This window comes from Peribacillus simplex NBRC 15720 = DSM 1321 (assembly GCF_002243645.1).
Classification (GTDB): Bacteria; Bacillota; Bacilli; order Bacillales; family DSM-1321; genus Peribacillus; species Peribacillus simplex.
In genome coordinates, this window is record NZ_CP017704.1 from 1095458 (window position 1) to 1111280 (window position 15823).

The 15823-nt window shown below is 40.4% G+C and carries 14 protein-coding genes and 1 pseudogene; 5 read left to right on the plus strand and 10 right to left on the minus strand.

All coding sequences use genetic code 11. From position 1 onward, the window contains the following. The 4 genes from BS1321_RS05070 to BS1321_RS05085 all read right to left on the minus strand — a co-directional run bounded on the left by BS1321_RS05070 (position 1) and on the right by BS1321_RS05085 (position 4883). Positions 1–1359, minus strand: coding sequence for a dihydrolipoamide acetyltransferase family protein (locus BS1321_RS05070; RefSeq protein ID WP_063231988.1), 1359 nt, complete (start codon positions 1357–1359; stop codon positions 1–3). 121 nt (positions 1360–1480) lie between these two features. Continuing rightward, positions 1481–2458, minus strand: coding sequence for an alpha-ketoacid dehydrogenase subunit beta (locus tag BS1321_RS05075; RefSeq protein WP_061462266.1), 978 nt, complete (start codon positions 2456–2458; stop codon positions 1481–1483). A gap of 3 nt (positions 2459–2461) precedes the next feature. Then, complete coding sequence (pdhA, locus tag BS1321_RS05080; RefSeq protein ID WP_063231989.1) at positions 2462–3586, minus strand: pyruvate dehydrogenase (acetyl-transferring) E1 component subunit alpha; 1125 nt, start codon at positions 3584–3586, stop codon at positions 2462–2464. Between the two features lie 634 nt (positions 3587–4220). After that, positions 4221–4883, minus strand: coding sequence for a YkyA family protein (locus tag BS1321_RS05085; RefSeq protein WP_063231990.1), 663 nt, complete (start codon positions 4881–4883; stop codon positions 4221–4223). A gap of 212 nt (positions 4884–5095) precedes the next feature. On the opposite strand from BS1321_RS05085, the gene BS1321_RS05090 reads away from it, so the two are divergent. Beyond that, positions 5096–5251: a YjcZ family sporulation protein gene (locus BS1321_RS05090; RefSeq protein ID WP_063231991.1), complete on the plus strand. Its 156-nt coding sequence runs from the start codon at positions 5096–5098 to the stop codon at positions 5249–5251. Between the two features lie 239 nt (positions 5252–5490). Further along, positions 5491–6045, plus strand: coding sequence for a peptide deformylase (def, locus tag BS1321_RS05095; RefSeq protein ID WP_063231992.1), 555 nt, complete (start codon positions 5491–5493; stop codon positions 6043–6045). A 47-nt stretch (positions 6046–6092) separates the two neighbouring features. On the opposite strand, the gene BS1321_RS05100 is transcribed toward def, so the two are convergent. After that, a complete protein-coding gene (locus BS1321_RS05100; RefSeq protein ID WP_232522769.1) occupies positions 6093–6860 on the minus strand; it encodes a Cof-type HAD-IIB family hydrolase in 768 nt (255 codons plus the stop codon). 888 nt (positions 6861–7748) lie between these two features. On the opposite strand from BS1321_RS05100, the gene BS1321_RS05105 reads away from it, so the two are divergent. Both BS1321_RS05105 and rnjA read left to right on the plus strand, forming a co-directional pair. Then, on the plus strand, positions 7749–7958 hold the full coding sequence (locus BS1321_RS05105) for a DNA-dependent RNA polymerase subunit epsilon (protein ID WP_063231994.1): 210 nt from the start codon (positions 7749–7751) through the stop codon (positions 7956–7958). 3 nt (positions 7959–7961) lie between these two features. After that, positions 7962–9632 carry a ribonuclease J1 gene (gene rnjA / locus BS1321_RS05110; RefSeq protein ID WP_063231995.1) on the plus strand — a complete coding sequence of 557 codons (1671 nt, stop codon included), beginning with the start codon at positions 7962–7964 and terminating at the stop codon, positions 9630–9632. A gap of 80 nt (positions 9633–9712) precedes the next feature. On the opposite strand, the gene BS1321_RS05115 is transcribed toward rnjA, so the two are convergent. From BS1321_RS05115 to BS1321_RS05130, 4 genes are all read right to left on the minus strand, one after another. Further along, complete coding sequence (locus BS1321_RS05115) at positions 9713–10372, minus strand: potassium channel family protein (protein WP_063231996.1); 660 nt, start codon at positions 10370–10372, stop codon at positions 9713–9715. Between the two features lie 61 nt (positions 10373–10433). Continuing rightward, a complete protein-coding gene (locus tag BS1321_RS05120) occupies positions 10434–11558 on the minus strand; it encodes an N-acetyldiaminopimelate deacetylase (RefSeq protein WP_081112832.1) in 1125 nt (374 codons plus the stop codon). Positions 11559–11633: 75 nt separating this feature from the next. Next, positions 11634–12344 (minus strand): 2,3,4,5-tetrahydropyridine-2,6-dicarboxylate N-acetyltransferase, encoded by a 711-nt coding sequence (gene dapD, locus BS1321_RS05125; protein WP_063231998.1) that lies wholly within the window; start codon positions 12342–12344, stop codon positions 11634–11636. A gap of 124 nt (positions 12345–12468) precedes the next feature. After that, positions 12469–13353: a transcriptional regulator CcpC gene (locus tag BS1321_RS05130; protein WP_063231999.1), complete on the minus strand. Its 885-nt coding sequence runs from the start codon at positions 13351–13353 to the stop codon at positions 12469–12471. A 167-nt stretch (positions 13354–13520) separates the two neighbouring features. On the opposite strand from BS1321_RS05130, the pseudogene BS1321_RS05135 reads away from it, so the two are divergent. Continuing rightward, a pseudogene (locus BS1321_RS05135) lies at positions 13521–14204 on the plus strand (sulfite exporter TauE/SafE family protein). Positions 14205–14241: 37 nt separating this feature from the next. Here BS1321_RS05135 and BS1321_RS05140 read toward each other — a convergent pair. Continuing rightward, positions 14242–15762, minus strand: coding sequence for an MDR family MFS transporter (locus BS1321_RS05140; protein WP_063232000.1), 1521 nt, complete (start codon positions 15760–15762; stop codon positions 14242–14244). Positions 15763–15823: the final 61 nt, after the last annotated feature.

Here is a 15823-nt window from a genome sequence, read left to right on the forward strand (position 1 = left end):
TTACGCCTCCATTAACAATAATTCTGGGTCGTTCAATAACTTTTTGATATGATTCAATGCATGTTGAGCTGTTGCTCCATCAATCATGCGGTGATCAAAGCTCAGTGATAATGCCAGAACTGGAGCGGCGATAATTTCCCCGTCGCGTACAATTGCTTTTTCGGCAATGCGTCCAATCCCTAGAATGGCTACTTCTGGATGATTGATTACAGGTGTGAACCATTGACCGCCTGCGGAACCGATATTCGTAATGGAGCAAGAAGCACCTTTCATTTCATTAGGAGCCAATTTACCGTCACGAGCTTTCGTCGCTAATTCATTAATTTCTTGTGAAATAGCAAAAGTTGATTTACGATCTGCATCTTTTACAACTGGAACGAGCAGTCCTTTGTCTGTGTCTGCCGCAATTCCGATATTGTAATAGTGTTTATGGATAATCTCACTAGCCTCATCATCAAATGATGTGTTAAGCATAGGGAATTCACGCAATGCACTTGTTAACGCTTTAACAACATAAGGTAGGAATGTAAGCTTGATTCCTTTTTCTGCAGCAATTTCCTTGAATTTCTTACGGTGAGCAACCAGTAGCGTCACATCGACTTCATCCATTAATGTTACATGCGGAGCTGTCTGTTTGGATTTAACCATTGCTTTGGCGATCGCTTTTCTCATGCCGCTCATTTTCTCGCGAGTTTCAGGATATTGCCCTTCTGGAATTGACACTTTTTGTTTTTCAGTTGTTTCCGTATCATTTTGTTGTGAAGCTTCACTTTGAGCTGCTGGTTGCTGTGGAGCCGTTTTGCCGTTTTTGAAAGCATCGATGTCTTCTTTCATGATGCGGCCGTTATCCCCAGAACCAGAAATCTCACGAATATTTACCCCTTGTTCGCGTGCATATTTTCTAACAGAAGGCATGGCGATAATACGTCGTGAAGGATCCACCTCAACCTGTGGTTGTGATCCCGCGCCCGTTACTCCATTATTTTCTTGAACCGGAGCAGCCTCTTTCTTGACTTCCTGTCCAGCTTCAGCAGTTGCTTGAACCTGGGACTCCGTATCCTTCTCGCCTTCTGCCTTCGCTTCTTCTCCATGATCCCCTTTAAACTGAAGATTTTCATAACCTGGAGCATCGAATGTTACAAGTACATCGCCAACAACGGCAACCGTTCCTTCTTGAACAAGGATTTCTTCAACGGTACCTTCCACCGGTGATGGGATTTCAACAACGGCCTTGTCGTTTTGAACCTCGCAAAGCACGTCATCTTCTTGAATCTTATCTCCTGGTTTTACAAACCATTTCACTATTTCACCTTCGTGTATACCTTCTCCGATATCAGGGAGTCTAAATTGGAATGCCACTGAGTTCAACCTCCTATATTAAATCATACTTAGTGCTTTGAATAAAGTCCTTTATCTTGCATTACCGATAATGCGAAATTACTTTCCCATGCAGGACATTCATTCCCAATACTTAAGATTGTTAAAATTTCAAGACTTTAGTCGCCGTTTCAATAATGTCTTTATAATTAGGTAACCATACTGTTTCAGCTTGTGAAAACGCGAATACCGTATCAGCAGCCGCCACTCGCAGTACTGGTGCATCCAAGCTCAAAATGGCACGTTCGTTAATTTCCGCTACAACATTCGCTGCAATACCAGCTTGCTTTTGTGCTTCTTGAACAACGATAGCGCGTCCAGTTTTCTCTACAGAAGCAATGATTGTATCAATATCCAATGGAGATACAGTCCGTAAGTCGACCACTTCGACGGAATGACCTTCCTTAGCCAATTCCTCAGCTGCCTTAATGGATTCCTGTACCATCGCACCATAAGTAATAATGGATAAATCCGTTCCTTCTCTTTTCACATCTGCTTTTCCTAATGGGATTGTATATTCTTCTTCAGGAACTTCCTGACGGAAAGAGCGGTACAATTTCATGTGCTCAAGGAAAATGACAGGGTCATTATCACGAATCGCTGAAATCAATAAACCTTTTGCATCGTAAGGAGTGGAAGGGATAACTACCTTTAACCCTGGTTGCTGTGCCATTAAACCTTCTAAGCTATCAGCATGCATTTCAGGAGTATGAACTCCACCGCCAAAAGGTGAGCGAATTGTAACCGGCGCACTGTAACGTCCGCCTGAACGGTAGCGCATACGAGCAAGCTGACCGCTTACGGAATCCATTACTTCATATATAAATCCGAAGAATTGAATTTCAGGAACAGGACGGAAACCTTGTAAAGAAAGACCGACCGCTAATCCACCGATTCCAGATTCAGCAAGAGGTGTATCGAATACACGATCTTCGCCGAATTCTTTTTGAAGATTTTCCGTTGCACGGAAAACTCCTCCATTAAGACCAACATCTTCCCCAAAAACGAGTACATTCTCGTCATTTTTAAGTTCTGTACGTAATGCTTCTGTAATTGCTTGAATCATCGTCAATTGAGCCATGGCTTACTTCGACTCCTTCTCTTTATAAATTTCATATTGTTCTTTTAAGTTATAAGGCATTTCTTCAAACATGTTTTCAATTAGGTCTGTAACCTTTTGCTTAGGTTCTGCATCTGCCAATTTGATTGCTTCTTTAATATCTTCTTTTGCTTTTTCTATCGTTTCGTTCTCTAGTTCTTCATTCCAAAGTTTTTTGTTTTCCAAGAACTTGCGGAAACGCACCAATGGATCTTTCAGTTCCCATTCGTTATCCATATCAGAAGTACGGTAACGTGTCGGGTCATCCCCAGCCATCGTATGCGGTCCATAACGGTAAGTTAATGTTTCAATCAATGTTGGGCCTTCACCATTAATTGCACGTTCGCGTGCTTCTTTAGTTGCTGTATATACGGCCAATGCATCCATACCATCAACTTGGATTCCAGGAATACCTGCAGCCACACCCTTTTGGGCTAATGTTTTCGCTGCTGATTGTAAATCAACCGGAGTCGAGATTGCGAAACGGTTATTTTGCACGATGAAGATAGCTGGCGCTTTAAATGCACCTGCAAAGTTAATTCCCTCATAGAAGTCACCTTGTGAGGTTCCACCGTCACCCGTATATGTGATCGCTACAGCTTTTTTCCCGCGTTTCTTCAATCCAAGAGCCACTCCGGCAGCTTGGATATATTGAGCCCCGATAATGATTTGAGGAGAAATTACATTGACGTCTTCAGGAATTTGATTTCCCTTAAAATGTCCCCGGGAGAATAAGAATGCTTGCCAAAGCGGCAGGCCATGCCAAACGATTTGCGGAACATCACGGTAACCAGGCAAAATGAAATCTTCTTTTTCCAAAGCATACTGGGAAGCGATTTGAGAAGCTTCTTGACCAGCAGTCGGTGCATAGAAACCTAATCTACCTTGACGGTTCAGCGATATAGAACGTTGATCCAAGATGCGTGTATAAACCATACGACGCATTAATTCTTGCAATTGTTCATCACTTAAATCAGGCATTGCCGCTTCATTAACGACTTCTCCCTCTTCATTTAAAATTTGAAAAGTTTCAAATTGTTCTTCTACTTTCTTAAGCTGATCCTGAACATTAATTTTAGCTTGTTTAGCTTGTTTAGTTTTTTGAGCCATTTGGCACCTCATCCTTTCATTAAAAAGGTTTGCTATTATTATTCTATAAAGCAAAAATAGTTTGCTTTTTAGTTTCTTCAACAATTCATTCTTTTATTTTTCCCTTAAGACCAATCCCTCAAACGTGGATATGCTTAATATGTCTCAATCTTATTCTGTACTATAAAAAAAATCAAGGAAAATGATACAAGAATTTTTATAGATTAAGTTTACAAGATGAATTAACATCAAGTCAATCACTTGGAGTTCCTTATAATTTTGATTTAATAGAATTTCCAATACTCATACTTCTCCACTGTATTAGTTTTCACTTTACAACTGTACTATTAAATTTTCCTTATTTATCAATTTAAGGATGGCGAAGGATAACATTTCAATTCCCCGGCATATCAGATCGATTCCAAAACCGCTTTAACTAAAGGCATTTGAGCCTTTAAAATAATATTCCAAAAAAATATTCAAACGCTTTCATATAAGTCTGCTGTTAGATTTTTAGTTATCGTTTTTTTTTAGTACAGGTATGAAAATTTCACTTCAAGCTGGTTGCACAAAAAAGACCATTTTAGTCCATAAATGTACTAGATTGAACAAAATATGGGCTGTGAGTGAGGATCACAGCCCATCATTATTTATATTATTTTGTTGAATCTGCCATTTCTATGCCGGAACTATCATAAAAACTTTCTTTTTTTTGATTTGATTTTTCCGTTAATGCATTAAATTCCTCATTCGCTTTCAAAACTTTTGTATAAGAGGTATTGATTTTCTTGATTTGCACTTGTAATTCATCCATTTTCAAATCCTCTTTTTTAAAAAGTTCATATAATTCACGATCATATGCCAGACTTTGTTGATAAGCTTCGTATAAATTATCGTAAGTGCTATAGCGCTCCCTCATGACCTTTTTCATATCAGTCGCTTCTTTTTTTATCTTTTCATCCTCTATTTTCCCGATTTGTTCATCTATCTGATTGAATTGTTCTTTGGAGGATTGCATACTGCTTTGTTCCTTTTCAATTATTTTTTCCCGTTGGTCGATATTCTTGGTTGCTTCATCTGAAAGCTCAACGATCTGTTCATAATCATCCAATCCAAGTTTAATGATTTTCTCATATTTTTCTTTTTCTTTTTTCTCCAAATCATTAAGAGGCTCTTGATGCTCGGTGAAATCACTTTCCTTTTCTGCAGTTTTTTCTAGGATTTTGTGGATTCTTTCTTCTGGTGAACCATTAAAACAACCAGTCAAGATCACTAAAGAAAGAAGTAAAATAACATATGGACCAAAACGATTCAACATAGACAGCTCCTTCTGATAGTTCTTCGAAGATTCATATTTCTCTAAATTCCCTTATAAGCCGCAGACACTTGTTACAATCATATTCTGAACAGGTTTTTTTCATTACTGGGCGCTAGCCTACACCCTTTAAACCATACTGCATAGGCTGTAGGGACCGTTTCAAATCAGAGTGGTCAGCATTTTAAATAATACAAAAACGGAGGTATGAAATTATGTATGGAGGTTCCAACCAGGAATGTTGTTATCCGGTTTCCGTTGCACCCAGCTATGGTTATGGAGATGGTGGAGGCTGCGGCTTTGGAAGCGGCTTTGCCATAATCATTGTCCTGTTCATTTTGCTAATCATTGTCGGCGCTTGCTTATGCTAAACAGATAATTACTATTACCTATACCCGAAAATGTTAACTATTTACCCTGATTCACAAAAAATGATTTATTTTTTTAAATAGACCTTAACACGTAAATAAAATTATGGCTGGGATAGGAAATAATCGACTTGATTCCATCCCTTCCATTTTTCTTTCATTAGGTTATCCATTAACTTTCAGCATTTTTTTTGTTAAAATAACCTATACATATTATAAGAATTTTTATGGGGTGAAAGATTATGCTTACCATGGATGATTTTGTTAATGAAGACGATCCAATCTTAAGGCAAGTCGCGGTAGAGATTCCGCTTCCGGCATCATATGAAGATAAGCAACTTTTAGCCAGCTTGATGGAATATGTCCAAAACAGCCAGAAGCCCGATATTGCTGCTCTATACGGGTTAAGGGCAGGAATTGGCTTGGCTGCACCACAGGTGAATGTTTCAAAAAGGATGATCGCTGTTCATTTGAAAGAAAAAGATGATCAACTGTATAGCTATGCACTTTTCAACCCTAAACTCATAAGCCATTCAGTGGAAAAAGCATACTTGACATCCGGAGAAGGCTGCCTTTCCGTAAATCGTCCCGTTTCCGGCTATGTGCCCCGTTATGCTCGAATAACGGTTGTGGGTACGGACCTGGAAGGAAAATCGGTTCAACTCCGCCTAAAAGGCATCGCAGCCATTTGCTTTCAACATGAAATCGACCACCTTAATGGAATCATGTTTTATGATCATATCAATCCGGAAGACCCATATGCCATTCCGGAAAATTCAATTGCGGTGGAAAGGTAACGTAATAAGCAACACCCCCATCTGTTGGTTGACGGGGGTGTTGTTTTTTATATCAGTTCAAGTTCCTTCAAACCAAAAAGTATGCCATCATCATCGACATCCTTCGTTACAAAGTCGGCCTCTTGCTTCACAAGTTGACCGGCATTCCCCATTGCCACGCCATATCCCGCTACTTTTAACATCTCTATATCATTTAAGCCATCTCCAAAGGCGTAAACATCCTCCAGAGCAAACCCGACTTTTTCCATTAATATTTTAATGCCCTCAGCTTTTGAACCCCCGAATGGAAGTACATCCGTCGAATACGCATGCCATCTAATGAAGTGAAAGTCATCATATTTCCCAACAAAGTTCCCTTCTTCATCTTCCGAGCAGAATAATAAGGCTTGGTATATATCATGGCCCTCATAAAAATCTGCCACATGTTCAGGGTGGGGAAACTTCAGGCTGCTTAATGCTTCTTCAATTCGGCTATGATGTGGAACACTCGATTTCATTGTCTCCTCATTCATGAAGACGATCGGTATTTCATTATTCTCAGCATGTTCGTGGAGCCGTTTTATCTCAGGTATGCTCAAAGGGTTTTTATAAACGACTTTCCCTTCAAAAACAACATATTGTCCATTGAAACTTACGAATGTATCGATGCCAAGCTCTTCCCTTAAAGACTCGAACATGAAAGGAGCCCTTCCTGTGGCAATCGCTACAAAAACCCCGCTATCCTGCAGTTGCTTAATGGCTTTTTTCGTTGAAGCAGGTAACTTTTTGTCATGATCAAGCAATGTTCCGTCAATATCAAAGAATACGATTTTCACTAACGATTCACTTCCAATTCATTCATTTTTTCCTTTTTTAATATGTACCCATTTAATAATTGTCATCAAGATAAGTCAAGTAACTCAATCGGATTCAACTCAAAGTTACGTTTTTTATTCAGGAATGAGCATATACTATTCTTAATAGAAAACAACTCAGGCTTTCCAGATTACACTTCTCCCATCCTTCCTGCCTCTAAAATCCCGGTTGCTTGTTTGAATGAGCCTTTTTTTTCAAAAATGGGCCAAGTACCTGTAAAGACGTATTTACATTATTGAATAATCCTATACAATAATAACTAAGGGAGCGTGATCGCCATGTTAAAAAAGCTTCGTAAAAAGCTTGTTAAACAGTGGAATGATCTTTTAAGAAAAAAATCTATCGCATGATTTGCCACTCATTCCTGCCTTGGCCGTCATCCATATGCGAATTTTTTTCGGACAGCCCTTCAAAAACTTGCGGAGGGCTTCTTCCTTGTTGTAAAGTTCTTGTTAAGCATTCTTTCTATCTTGGCTTTTATATGGTCAGGTGAATACATATTTCAATCAAAAATATGAGTCGTCGTGTTTTCATGAAACGATGTACACAGTGGTACTGTATTAATTTAGAAAGAAATCGTTTACGAAAAAAAGATCCCATGATTTAAGTTTTACACATGGCAAAAACGGATAGGATATAAGATAGAGGAAGCTACAATTGGATTGATACCAGAATCGACCATCTATTTTTTTATATACTTTTAGACATTGGTATATTTAATTCATCAAACCCCTTCCGTTTTTATGGCGGAGCTGGGTTTATTTTTACATGATGTTGAAAAACATGAAAAAATTGTTGTTTTTATATATAATGAAAAAAGCAATGCAAACAAGTGAGGAGAGATTAAAATGGTTTTTAAGGTATACTATCAAGTAACCATATCAGAGGTTCCAATTAGGGAGAATACTAAAACAATGTTTATCGAAGGTGAATCCGTTCGTGACGTCCGTTTAAAATTGAAAAAAGAACCTTATAACGTAGAAATCGTACTACCCGTAACCGGAGCATATTTAGAATATGAAAAACAAAATGAAGATTACAAAGTATTGGAGCTATAATTTATGAAATTTGTAAAAAACGATCAAACAGCTGTATTCGCCCTGGGCGGTTTAGGCGAAATCGGTAAGAACACATATGCTGTTCAGTTTCAAGATGAAATCATCATCATTGATGCTGGAATTAAATTTCCTGAAGATGAACTTCTCGGTATTGACTATGTGATTCCAGATTACAGCTATTTAGAGAAAAATGTAGATAAAATTAAAGGTGTCTTCATTACCCATGGCCATGAAGACCATATTGGCGGGATTCCTTATTTACTTAGAAAAGTGAATGTCCCTGTATACGGCGGGAAGCTGGCACTTGGACTGCTTCGTAATAAATTGGAAGAACACGGCCTATTACGTCAGACAACCATGATTGAAATCAGTGAAGATGAAGTGATCAAGTTCCGGAAAACGTCCGTCTCTTTCTTCCGCACAACTCACAGTATTCCTGACTCTTATGGAATCGTTGTAAAAACGCCACCTGGACAAATTGTCCATACTGGGGATTTCAAATTCGACTTCACACCAGTGGGCGAGCCTGCAAACCTGACCAAAATGGCTGAAATCGGTAAAGAAGGTGTATTGTGCTTACTCTCGGATAGCACAAATAGTGAAGTGCAGAACTTTACTATGTCCGAAAGCCGTGTCGGCGATACCATTCATGACATTTTCCGTAAGGTTGACGGCCGGATTATTTTTGCAACGTTTGCATCGAACATCCATCGCCTTCAGCAAGTTGTAGAAGCAGCCGTGGCTAACGGCCGTAAAATAGCCGTTTTTGGCCGAAGCATGGATTCAGCCATATCAATTGGACAAGATCTTGGTTATATCGTAGCGCCTAAAGATACATTTATTGATGTACAGCAATTGAATCGTATGCCTGCGAATAAAGTAACCATCCTTTGTACAGGTAGCCAAGGTGAACCAATGGCAGCCCTCTCGCGCATAGCGAATGGCACTCACCGTCAAATTCAAATCATTCCTGGTGATACTGTAGTATTTTCATCTTCACCTATCCCAGGTAACACAATCAGCGTTTCCAGAACGATCAATCAATTATATCGTGCAGGAGCTGACGTCATTTCAGGTCCTTTGAATGACATTCATACATCAGGACATGGCGGACAGCAGGAACAAAAACTAATGCTTCGTTTGATAAAACCAAAATTCTTCATGCCAATCCATGGTGAATACCGTATGCAAAAACTACATGCCCGCCATGCAGTCGATTGCGGTGTTCCGGAAGAAAATTGCTTTATCATGGATAATGGTGAAGTTCTTTCCTTAAGTGAAAACACAGCACAAATCGCCGGTAAAATCCCTTCAGGTTCGGTTTATATCGATGGAAGCGGCATCGGGGATATCGGTAATATCGTTCTCCGTGATCGACGGATTCTTTCCGAGGAAGGTCTTGTCGTTGTCGTTGTCAGCATCAATATGAAGGAATTCAAAATTGCATCCGGTCCTGACATCATCTCACGCGGATTTGTTTATATGAGAGAATCAGGAGACCTGATCAGCGATGCTCAATCCTTGATCACTAAGCATTTAAATAAGGTGATGGATCGCAAAACTACACAATGGTCTGAAATTAAAAATGAAATTACAGACACTTTATCTCCATTCCTATATGAAAAAACTAAACGCCGTCCAATGATCTTACCGATCATCATGGAAGTTCAATAAATAATAGAAGCCCAGCCATTGATGGCTGGGCTTTTTTGTGGATGAAAAGTGCGTGCTGCCCGATATTGAGCAGCCCTTGCTTATTCCACAATTTTCTTTTCAAAGCGATTGATGTCCGAATCCGCGCCGATGACGATCAATATATCACCTTTATGAATTAAATCGCTCGCCTGTGGAGAGACATTTATTTCGTTACCTCTTTTGATCGCGACGATATTCAGTCCATAGTGAGCACGGATATCAAGGTCAAATATCGAGTTTCCATTCATCTTTTGGCTTGCAACAATTTCGACGATGGAGTGTTCATCAGAAAGCTCTAAATAATCAAGAATGTTATTGGAGACGATATTATGGGCAATCCTTCTCCCCATATCTCGTTCGGGGTGCACGACAAAGTCGGCCCCGATTTTTCGAAGAACCTTCTCATGATAATCATTTTGCGCTTTAACAGTTACATTTCCGACACCCAATTCCTTAAGCATGAGGGTCGTCAATATACTAGCTTGAATATTCTCGCCAATCGCTACAATGACGTGATCAAAATTACGAATTCCTATGTTTCTCAGTACATTTTCATCCGTCGTATCCCCTACTACGGCATGTGAAGCTATCCTGGCAAATTCATTCACTCGATCTTCGTCAGCATCGATAGCCAGAACCCCTAATCCTTCTTCAGCTAATGTCTTGACTATGCTGCCGCCAAAACGGCCAAGTCCAATCACCGCAAATTCTTTTTTCACAATAAGCCCTCCAACGTCATTCGTTCTCTCTTTAGAGCATGTTCTGTCCTGAAAAGCATTTTTACGCTTCGCTTCCTTTAAACGTTATATAGTCCTTTAAGTGATTGATCGCGAGTTCAATCGCAGTTTCATCCGGACTTAACTTAGCGTGGTGCAATCCGTATTCCGATGAAACCCCCAGCCAGAACATGAATCCTGGAATCTCCTTTAACATATAACCAAAATCTTCACCAGTCATCGCTTCAGTACATTGATGCAAATGAACAGCAGTTGACTTCTCTGTAAATTCCATGAATTCCCGGGTCAACCGTTCTTCATTATACACCTGGTGATACATCGCGCCATAGTCGATTTCAGCCAAGCACTCATATCCCACTTGTATACCATCCACAAGCGCTTTTATTCTTGACTTGACCTTTACCATCGATTCGGGGTTAAGAGTGCGTATTGTGCCTTCTAACCGCGCTGTCTCCGCAATAATATTTTGAACGGTGCCTCCAGTAATCTTCCCTACTGTAATGACAGCAGAATCAAGTGGATTGACATTCCTGGAAACGATTGTTTGCAGCTGCCCTACAAGCGCGCAGGCAGCAATTACCATGTCATTTGTTTCGTGCGGATAGGCTGCATGCCCTCCTTTCCCCCTCAAATCGATGAATAATTCAGATGTATTGGCAAATAGAAGCCCTTCTTTAACGGCAATCGTCCCAACTGGATACTCTGGAGCAATATGTAAAGCAAGAATCATATCCGGCTTCCATTTTTTCATGGTTTCCGATTTAAGCATTGGTTCAGCTCCGCCAGGACCCTCTTCTGCAGGCTGGAAAATGAATAGCAAGTCATCATCGATCGGATTTTCGGTGAAATATGTCAATAATCCCAAACCTATGCTCATATGAAAATCATGACCGCAGGCATGCATATATTCCTCGTGGTTGGAAGCGAACGGCAATCCGGTTTCCTCTTTTATCGGCAGACCGTCTATGTCGGCCCGGTAGCCAATTGTTTTTCGCGGGTTCATTCCCTTCACTTTCACGAATATCCCAGTCCGCCAAGTTTCTATTTCCATCCGCTCTTGGGCCAGATTCGTTATGTAATTCAGTAGGTATTGCTGCGTCTTGAATTCTTTGAATCCTATCTCCGGTATTTGATGCAAATCACGCCGAATCTCGGCAAAAGGATTTATTTTCACATTATTTCCTCCCTATACAGAAAGCGTGGATATATTTATCCACGCTTCAGGCAATATTCACTAAAGAAATTAAAGTTGACGAAGTTCTTGCATGATTTCTGTTTTTGATTTTGTTTTTTCGTCAATTTGTTTAATGACCCGTGCCGGGATACCAGCAGCCACAGAGTAAGGAGGAACGTCTTTCGTTACAACTGCACCAGCCGCCACAACTGAGCCTTGACCGATTTTCACACCTTCTAGTACGACCGCATTGGCTCCGATTAAAACATCATCTTCTAAAATGACCGGTTGTGCGGAAGGCGGCTCGATGACACCTGCTAAAACAGCACCTGCACCTACGTGACAGTTTTTACCCACTGTTGCACGTCCGCCCAGTATTGCGTTCATGTCGATCATTGTGCCTTCACCGATAACAGAACCAATATTGATTGATGCACCCATCATGATGACTGCGTTGTCTCCAATGGATACTTGGTCACGGATTATTGCGCCAGGCTCGATACGGGCTTTGATGCCTTTTAGGTCCAACAAAGGAATGGCAGAGTTACGGCGATCATTTTCAACTACATAATCCTCGATTTTTGTTCCTGCTGCCTTGATTGCTTCTTCGACTTCAGACCACTCACCGAATATAACACCTGTATTTCCTGTTATGAATGTTTTAGAAGCTGGACCAAAATCCATGCCTTCTAAATTGCCTTTGACATATACCTTTACAGGTGTAGATTTTTTACTATTTGAGATAAAAGAAATAATTTCGTTTGCATCCATTTTATTCATTCCGGATAAACCTCCTAAATATGTATCATTACTCGTTTTAAATTTACCAGACAACTGCCGGCAAGACAAGTTGAATGTCACTCTTATATATTATTCTCCCCTATTGACATTTTCGTCAGCGGACCTATAACATTCCTTGGTCACGAATATGCTCTTTTACCACTTCCGTGAATGCCTGGACTTGCTTTAACTGAAAGGCAGATTCATAGCCGCAAAGCCATGTATCTCGTTCGATTGAGTGGTTATGCCCATCCAAAAGAGGGATTTTAAAAACATTCGTATCTTTATCATGTAAAGTGATGGCTGGCAGGATCGCATATCCTATACCATTAAACACCATTTGTTTGCATGTTTCGATTTGATCCACGACTATGGTGTTTTTTGGTGTCGTTTTAAATTGCCGATGCCACCAGTCCTGAATTTCCTGATAATAATTCGAATCGCTTTTAAACTGAATGAATGGCCGGTCCGTTTCGAACACTTGATTCAGTTCCTTCATTTCAGTATCCACCAAATAAAGCATATCTGTAAATAAATGCTGTTTTACCCCTTTCCAATCCGGGGCTCCCCTTATGATGCCAATATGTACTTGTCCTTCATACAAAGACTTTAAAATCTCACTGCTCCAGCCAGTGATTAAGGAAATTTTGGCATACGGATATTTTTGGACGAACTTTTTCAATACTTGCGGCAACCAGTTTTGACCGACAATCGAGGCACAGGCTATTTTCAAAGTGCCATATACTTCATGGTCCATAGCTTGAATACTTTCCCTGACCTTTTCCTCTTTTTCTATAACCTCATTGGCCAAACGAATTACCGCTTCACCTGCAGGTGTCAGTGACAGCCCTTTTTGTGAACGCAGAAACAGTTTCGAGCCCCAATCCTTTTCTATTGATTGTAAACGCTGGGATAAAGCCGGCTGGGAAACGAACAACCTCTCAGCTGCTTTTCTCATATTCATTTCCTGAGCAAGCACGGATAATAAATGAAATTCTGAAAATGACATACACACCAACCTCTTGATAATTAATTCTTATCATGATGATTTAATTTATTTAATTTTTATTATCAACAAAGTCGGCTTATAATACAAGAGAAAAGAAAAGGAGTGAATATCCTTTGACGATCATTTTATTGCTTGTCATCAGTTTTGCAGCATCCTTTGTCGGCACATTGGCTGGGAGCGGCGGTCTTATCGGCATGCCATCCCTTCTTTTGATAGGTTTACCCATCCACCAGGTAATTGGTTCAGTCAAATTTTCCAACATGGTTTCTTCTTTTTCCAGTTTTTATATTTTATTCAAATAAAAACAGCTTAAATTGAAGGATGCCCTCCAGTTAATCCCATTTGCCCTTTTCGGTGGCTTATGTGGTGGTCTGCTTGCTAATTCATTCTCTGAAAAGGCAATGAATTTGTTAGCCATCTGTCTTTTGACTGTCGCTTTGATCATGAATTTCATTAAAAAACGAAAACCTTCCGATGAATCGGATTGGCATCTCCAAAAAAAAGTTTATCCATCCCTATTCGGAATCAGTGTCTATGACGGAATGTTCGGACCGGGACAGGCAACCATGCTCATGTATACCTTTTTAAGAAATGGTGCCACCTACCTTCAATCCCTGGCCTTTACTAGATTCCAAACTTTCATTAGCTGTACAGCTGCATTCATTACCTATTTCATCGCCGGTAACATTGCATGGGGGATTGCCATTTATTACACGATCGGGTCCCTTATCGGATCACAACTGGCCTTGCGTGTGGCTCAAAAAATCTCCACTCGACAGTTGAAATTAATTTTACATGCGGTCACGATCGCATTATTGATTCAATTGGTCATCAGAGTTGCGTTTCCTTAAATACAAAGGCAAACTCCATTTAAAGAGTCTGCCTTTTTTATGCATTCTTATTCTTATTCTTTCTTAGTCTCGTAAGTAACAGGAAGCTGATTACAGCGAAGCCTAGAACAATGAGATAAATCGTCTGTAAAGACAATGTAAGTCCTTCCTGTAAAACCTTTACCACATTTTCAGGAAGAGACATGCGTTCTTCACTGTTCAACAGTTTATTTGCCGTATCTATCGTCACTCCCGATCCGGCTGGCGCATGATCGTTCAAATAGGCTTGAAGTCTCATATTCATGATTCCCCCAAGTAATGCAGCACCTACAGTATTTCCTAAATTACGCATGAACATATTGGAAGCTGTCGCAATACCCCTTCGTTCCCAGCTGACGTTTTTTTGAATGACGACAATGAATGAGGTAGAAGTCAAACCCATGCCTACACCGACAAAAAAGGATCCCATGGCTGCAATAAGGGGCCCAGCTTCCGGCTTCATCCATACTAGGATCAAACTCCCAAGGATTAATGAACACCCTCCAAGGAGGGAGGTTGATTTGAATCCTATTTTCATCAATAACCTGCCTGAGACCATTGATGCGATCGGCCAGCCAATTGACATGGCTGTCAATGTAAAACCAGCTACCGTAGGCGAGCGCTCCATCACGCCCTGAACGAATGTGGGCAGGAAACTTGATAAACCAATCATCATCACCCCTGTCGTCAGGGATACAAGGTTCGCAATCAGAATGGAACGCTCCTGCCAGATTTCAAATGGCATCATCGGTTCGGCTGCTTTCTTTTCCTGAAGGATGAATAAGATAAAGGTGATGATGGCCACTAATGCCAAGGATATGACCGGAGCTGAAGCCCATGACCATTTCACCCCTCCTTCTACGAGTATCACCATTAGAGTGGATATGGATAATGTCAATAGCGTTGCACCTAGGTAATCGATATCACGTTTTTTCTTTTCGATATTTTCATGAAGGAAAAACCAAATCCCAATAAAAGATAGCAAGCCCAAAGGAACATTAACCCAGAAGACAAGCTTCCAAGTCAGGGACTCAACGAGCAAGCCGCCCAAAGCTGGCCCCATGACCGCTGAAATTCCCCAAACGCTCGATAGATACCCTTGAACGCGTGCCCTCTCTTCATTTTTATAGATATCACCAACAATCGTCGAAGCTACAGGAGCTACAGCCCCCGCCCCAAAACCTTGTACAAAGCGATATATGATGAGTTCCGTCATAGAATTGGCAAAACCGCAAAGAAGGGAGCCAATTAAAAAGACAACGATTCCAAATAATAAGACAGGTTTTCTCCCGAGAATATCCGATAGCTTTCCATATATCAAGACCGTTACGGCGTTCATTAACAAATAACCTGAAAACACCCAGCTGTAAAGTGAAAAACCACCTAAATCACTTACAATGGCTGGCATTGCCGTCGAAACGATCGTTCCTTCAATAGCATTCATAAACATAGCCAACATGATGGCAGCCAATATAAAGGGACGTTTTAATTTTTTATTCTGCACTTTTGCTCCATCCACTGTTTGACCCAATTTTCGCATCCTCTCCTAATAGACCCAACTGTTTATAGACTTTACTACTAGCTGGATCAAATATGTAAAA

Coding starts and splice junctions, on each gene's coding strand:
- BS1321_RS05075 (WP_061462266.1), bottom strand. CDS start 2,458: ATGGCTCAATTGACGATGATTCAAGCAATTACAGAAGCATTACGTACA.
- pdhA (WP_063231989.1), bottom strand. CDS start 3,586: ATGGCTCAAAAAACTAAACAAGCTAAACAAGCTAAAATTAATGTTCAG.
- BS1321_RS05085 (WP_063231990.1), bottom strand. CDS start 4,883: ATGTTGAATCGTTTTGGTCCATATGTTATTTTACTTCTTTCTTTAGTG.
- BS1321_RS05090 (WP_063231991.1), top strand. CDS start 5,096: ATGTATGGAGGTTCCAACCAGGAATGTTGTTATCCGGTTTCCGTTGCA.
- def (WP_063231992.1), top strand. CDS start 5,491: ATGCTTACCATGGATGATTTTGTTAATGAAGACGATCCAATCTTAAGG.
- BS1321_RS05105 (WP_063231994.1), top strand. CDS start 7,749: ATGGTTTTTAAGGTATACTATCAAGTAACCATATCAGAGGTTCCAATT.
- rnjA (WP_063231995.1), top strand. CDS start 7,962: ATGAAATTTGTAAAAAACGATCAAACAGCTGTATTCGCCCTGGGCGGT.
- dapD (WP_063231998.1), bottom strand. CDS start 12,344: ATGAATAAAATGGATGCAAACGAAATTATTTCTTTTATCTCAAATAGT.
- BS1321_RS05130 (WP_063231999.1), bottom strand. CDS start 13,353: ATGTCATTTTCAGAATTTCATTTATTATCCGTGCTTGCTCAGGAAATG.
- BS1321_RS05140 (WP_063232000.1), bottom strand. CDS start 15,762: ATGCGAAAATTGGGTCAAACAGTGGATGGAGCAAAAGTGCAGAATAAA.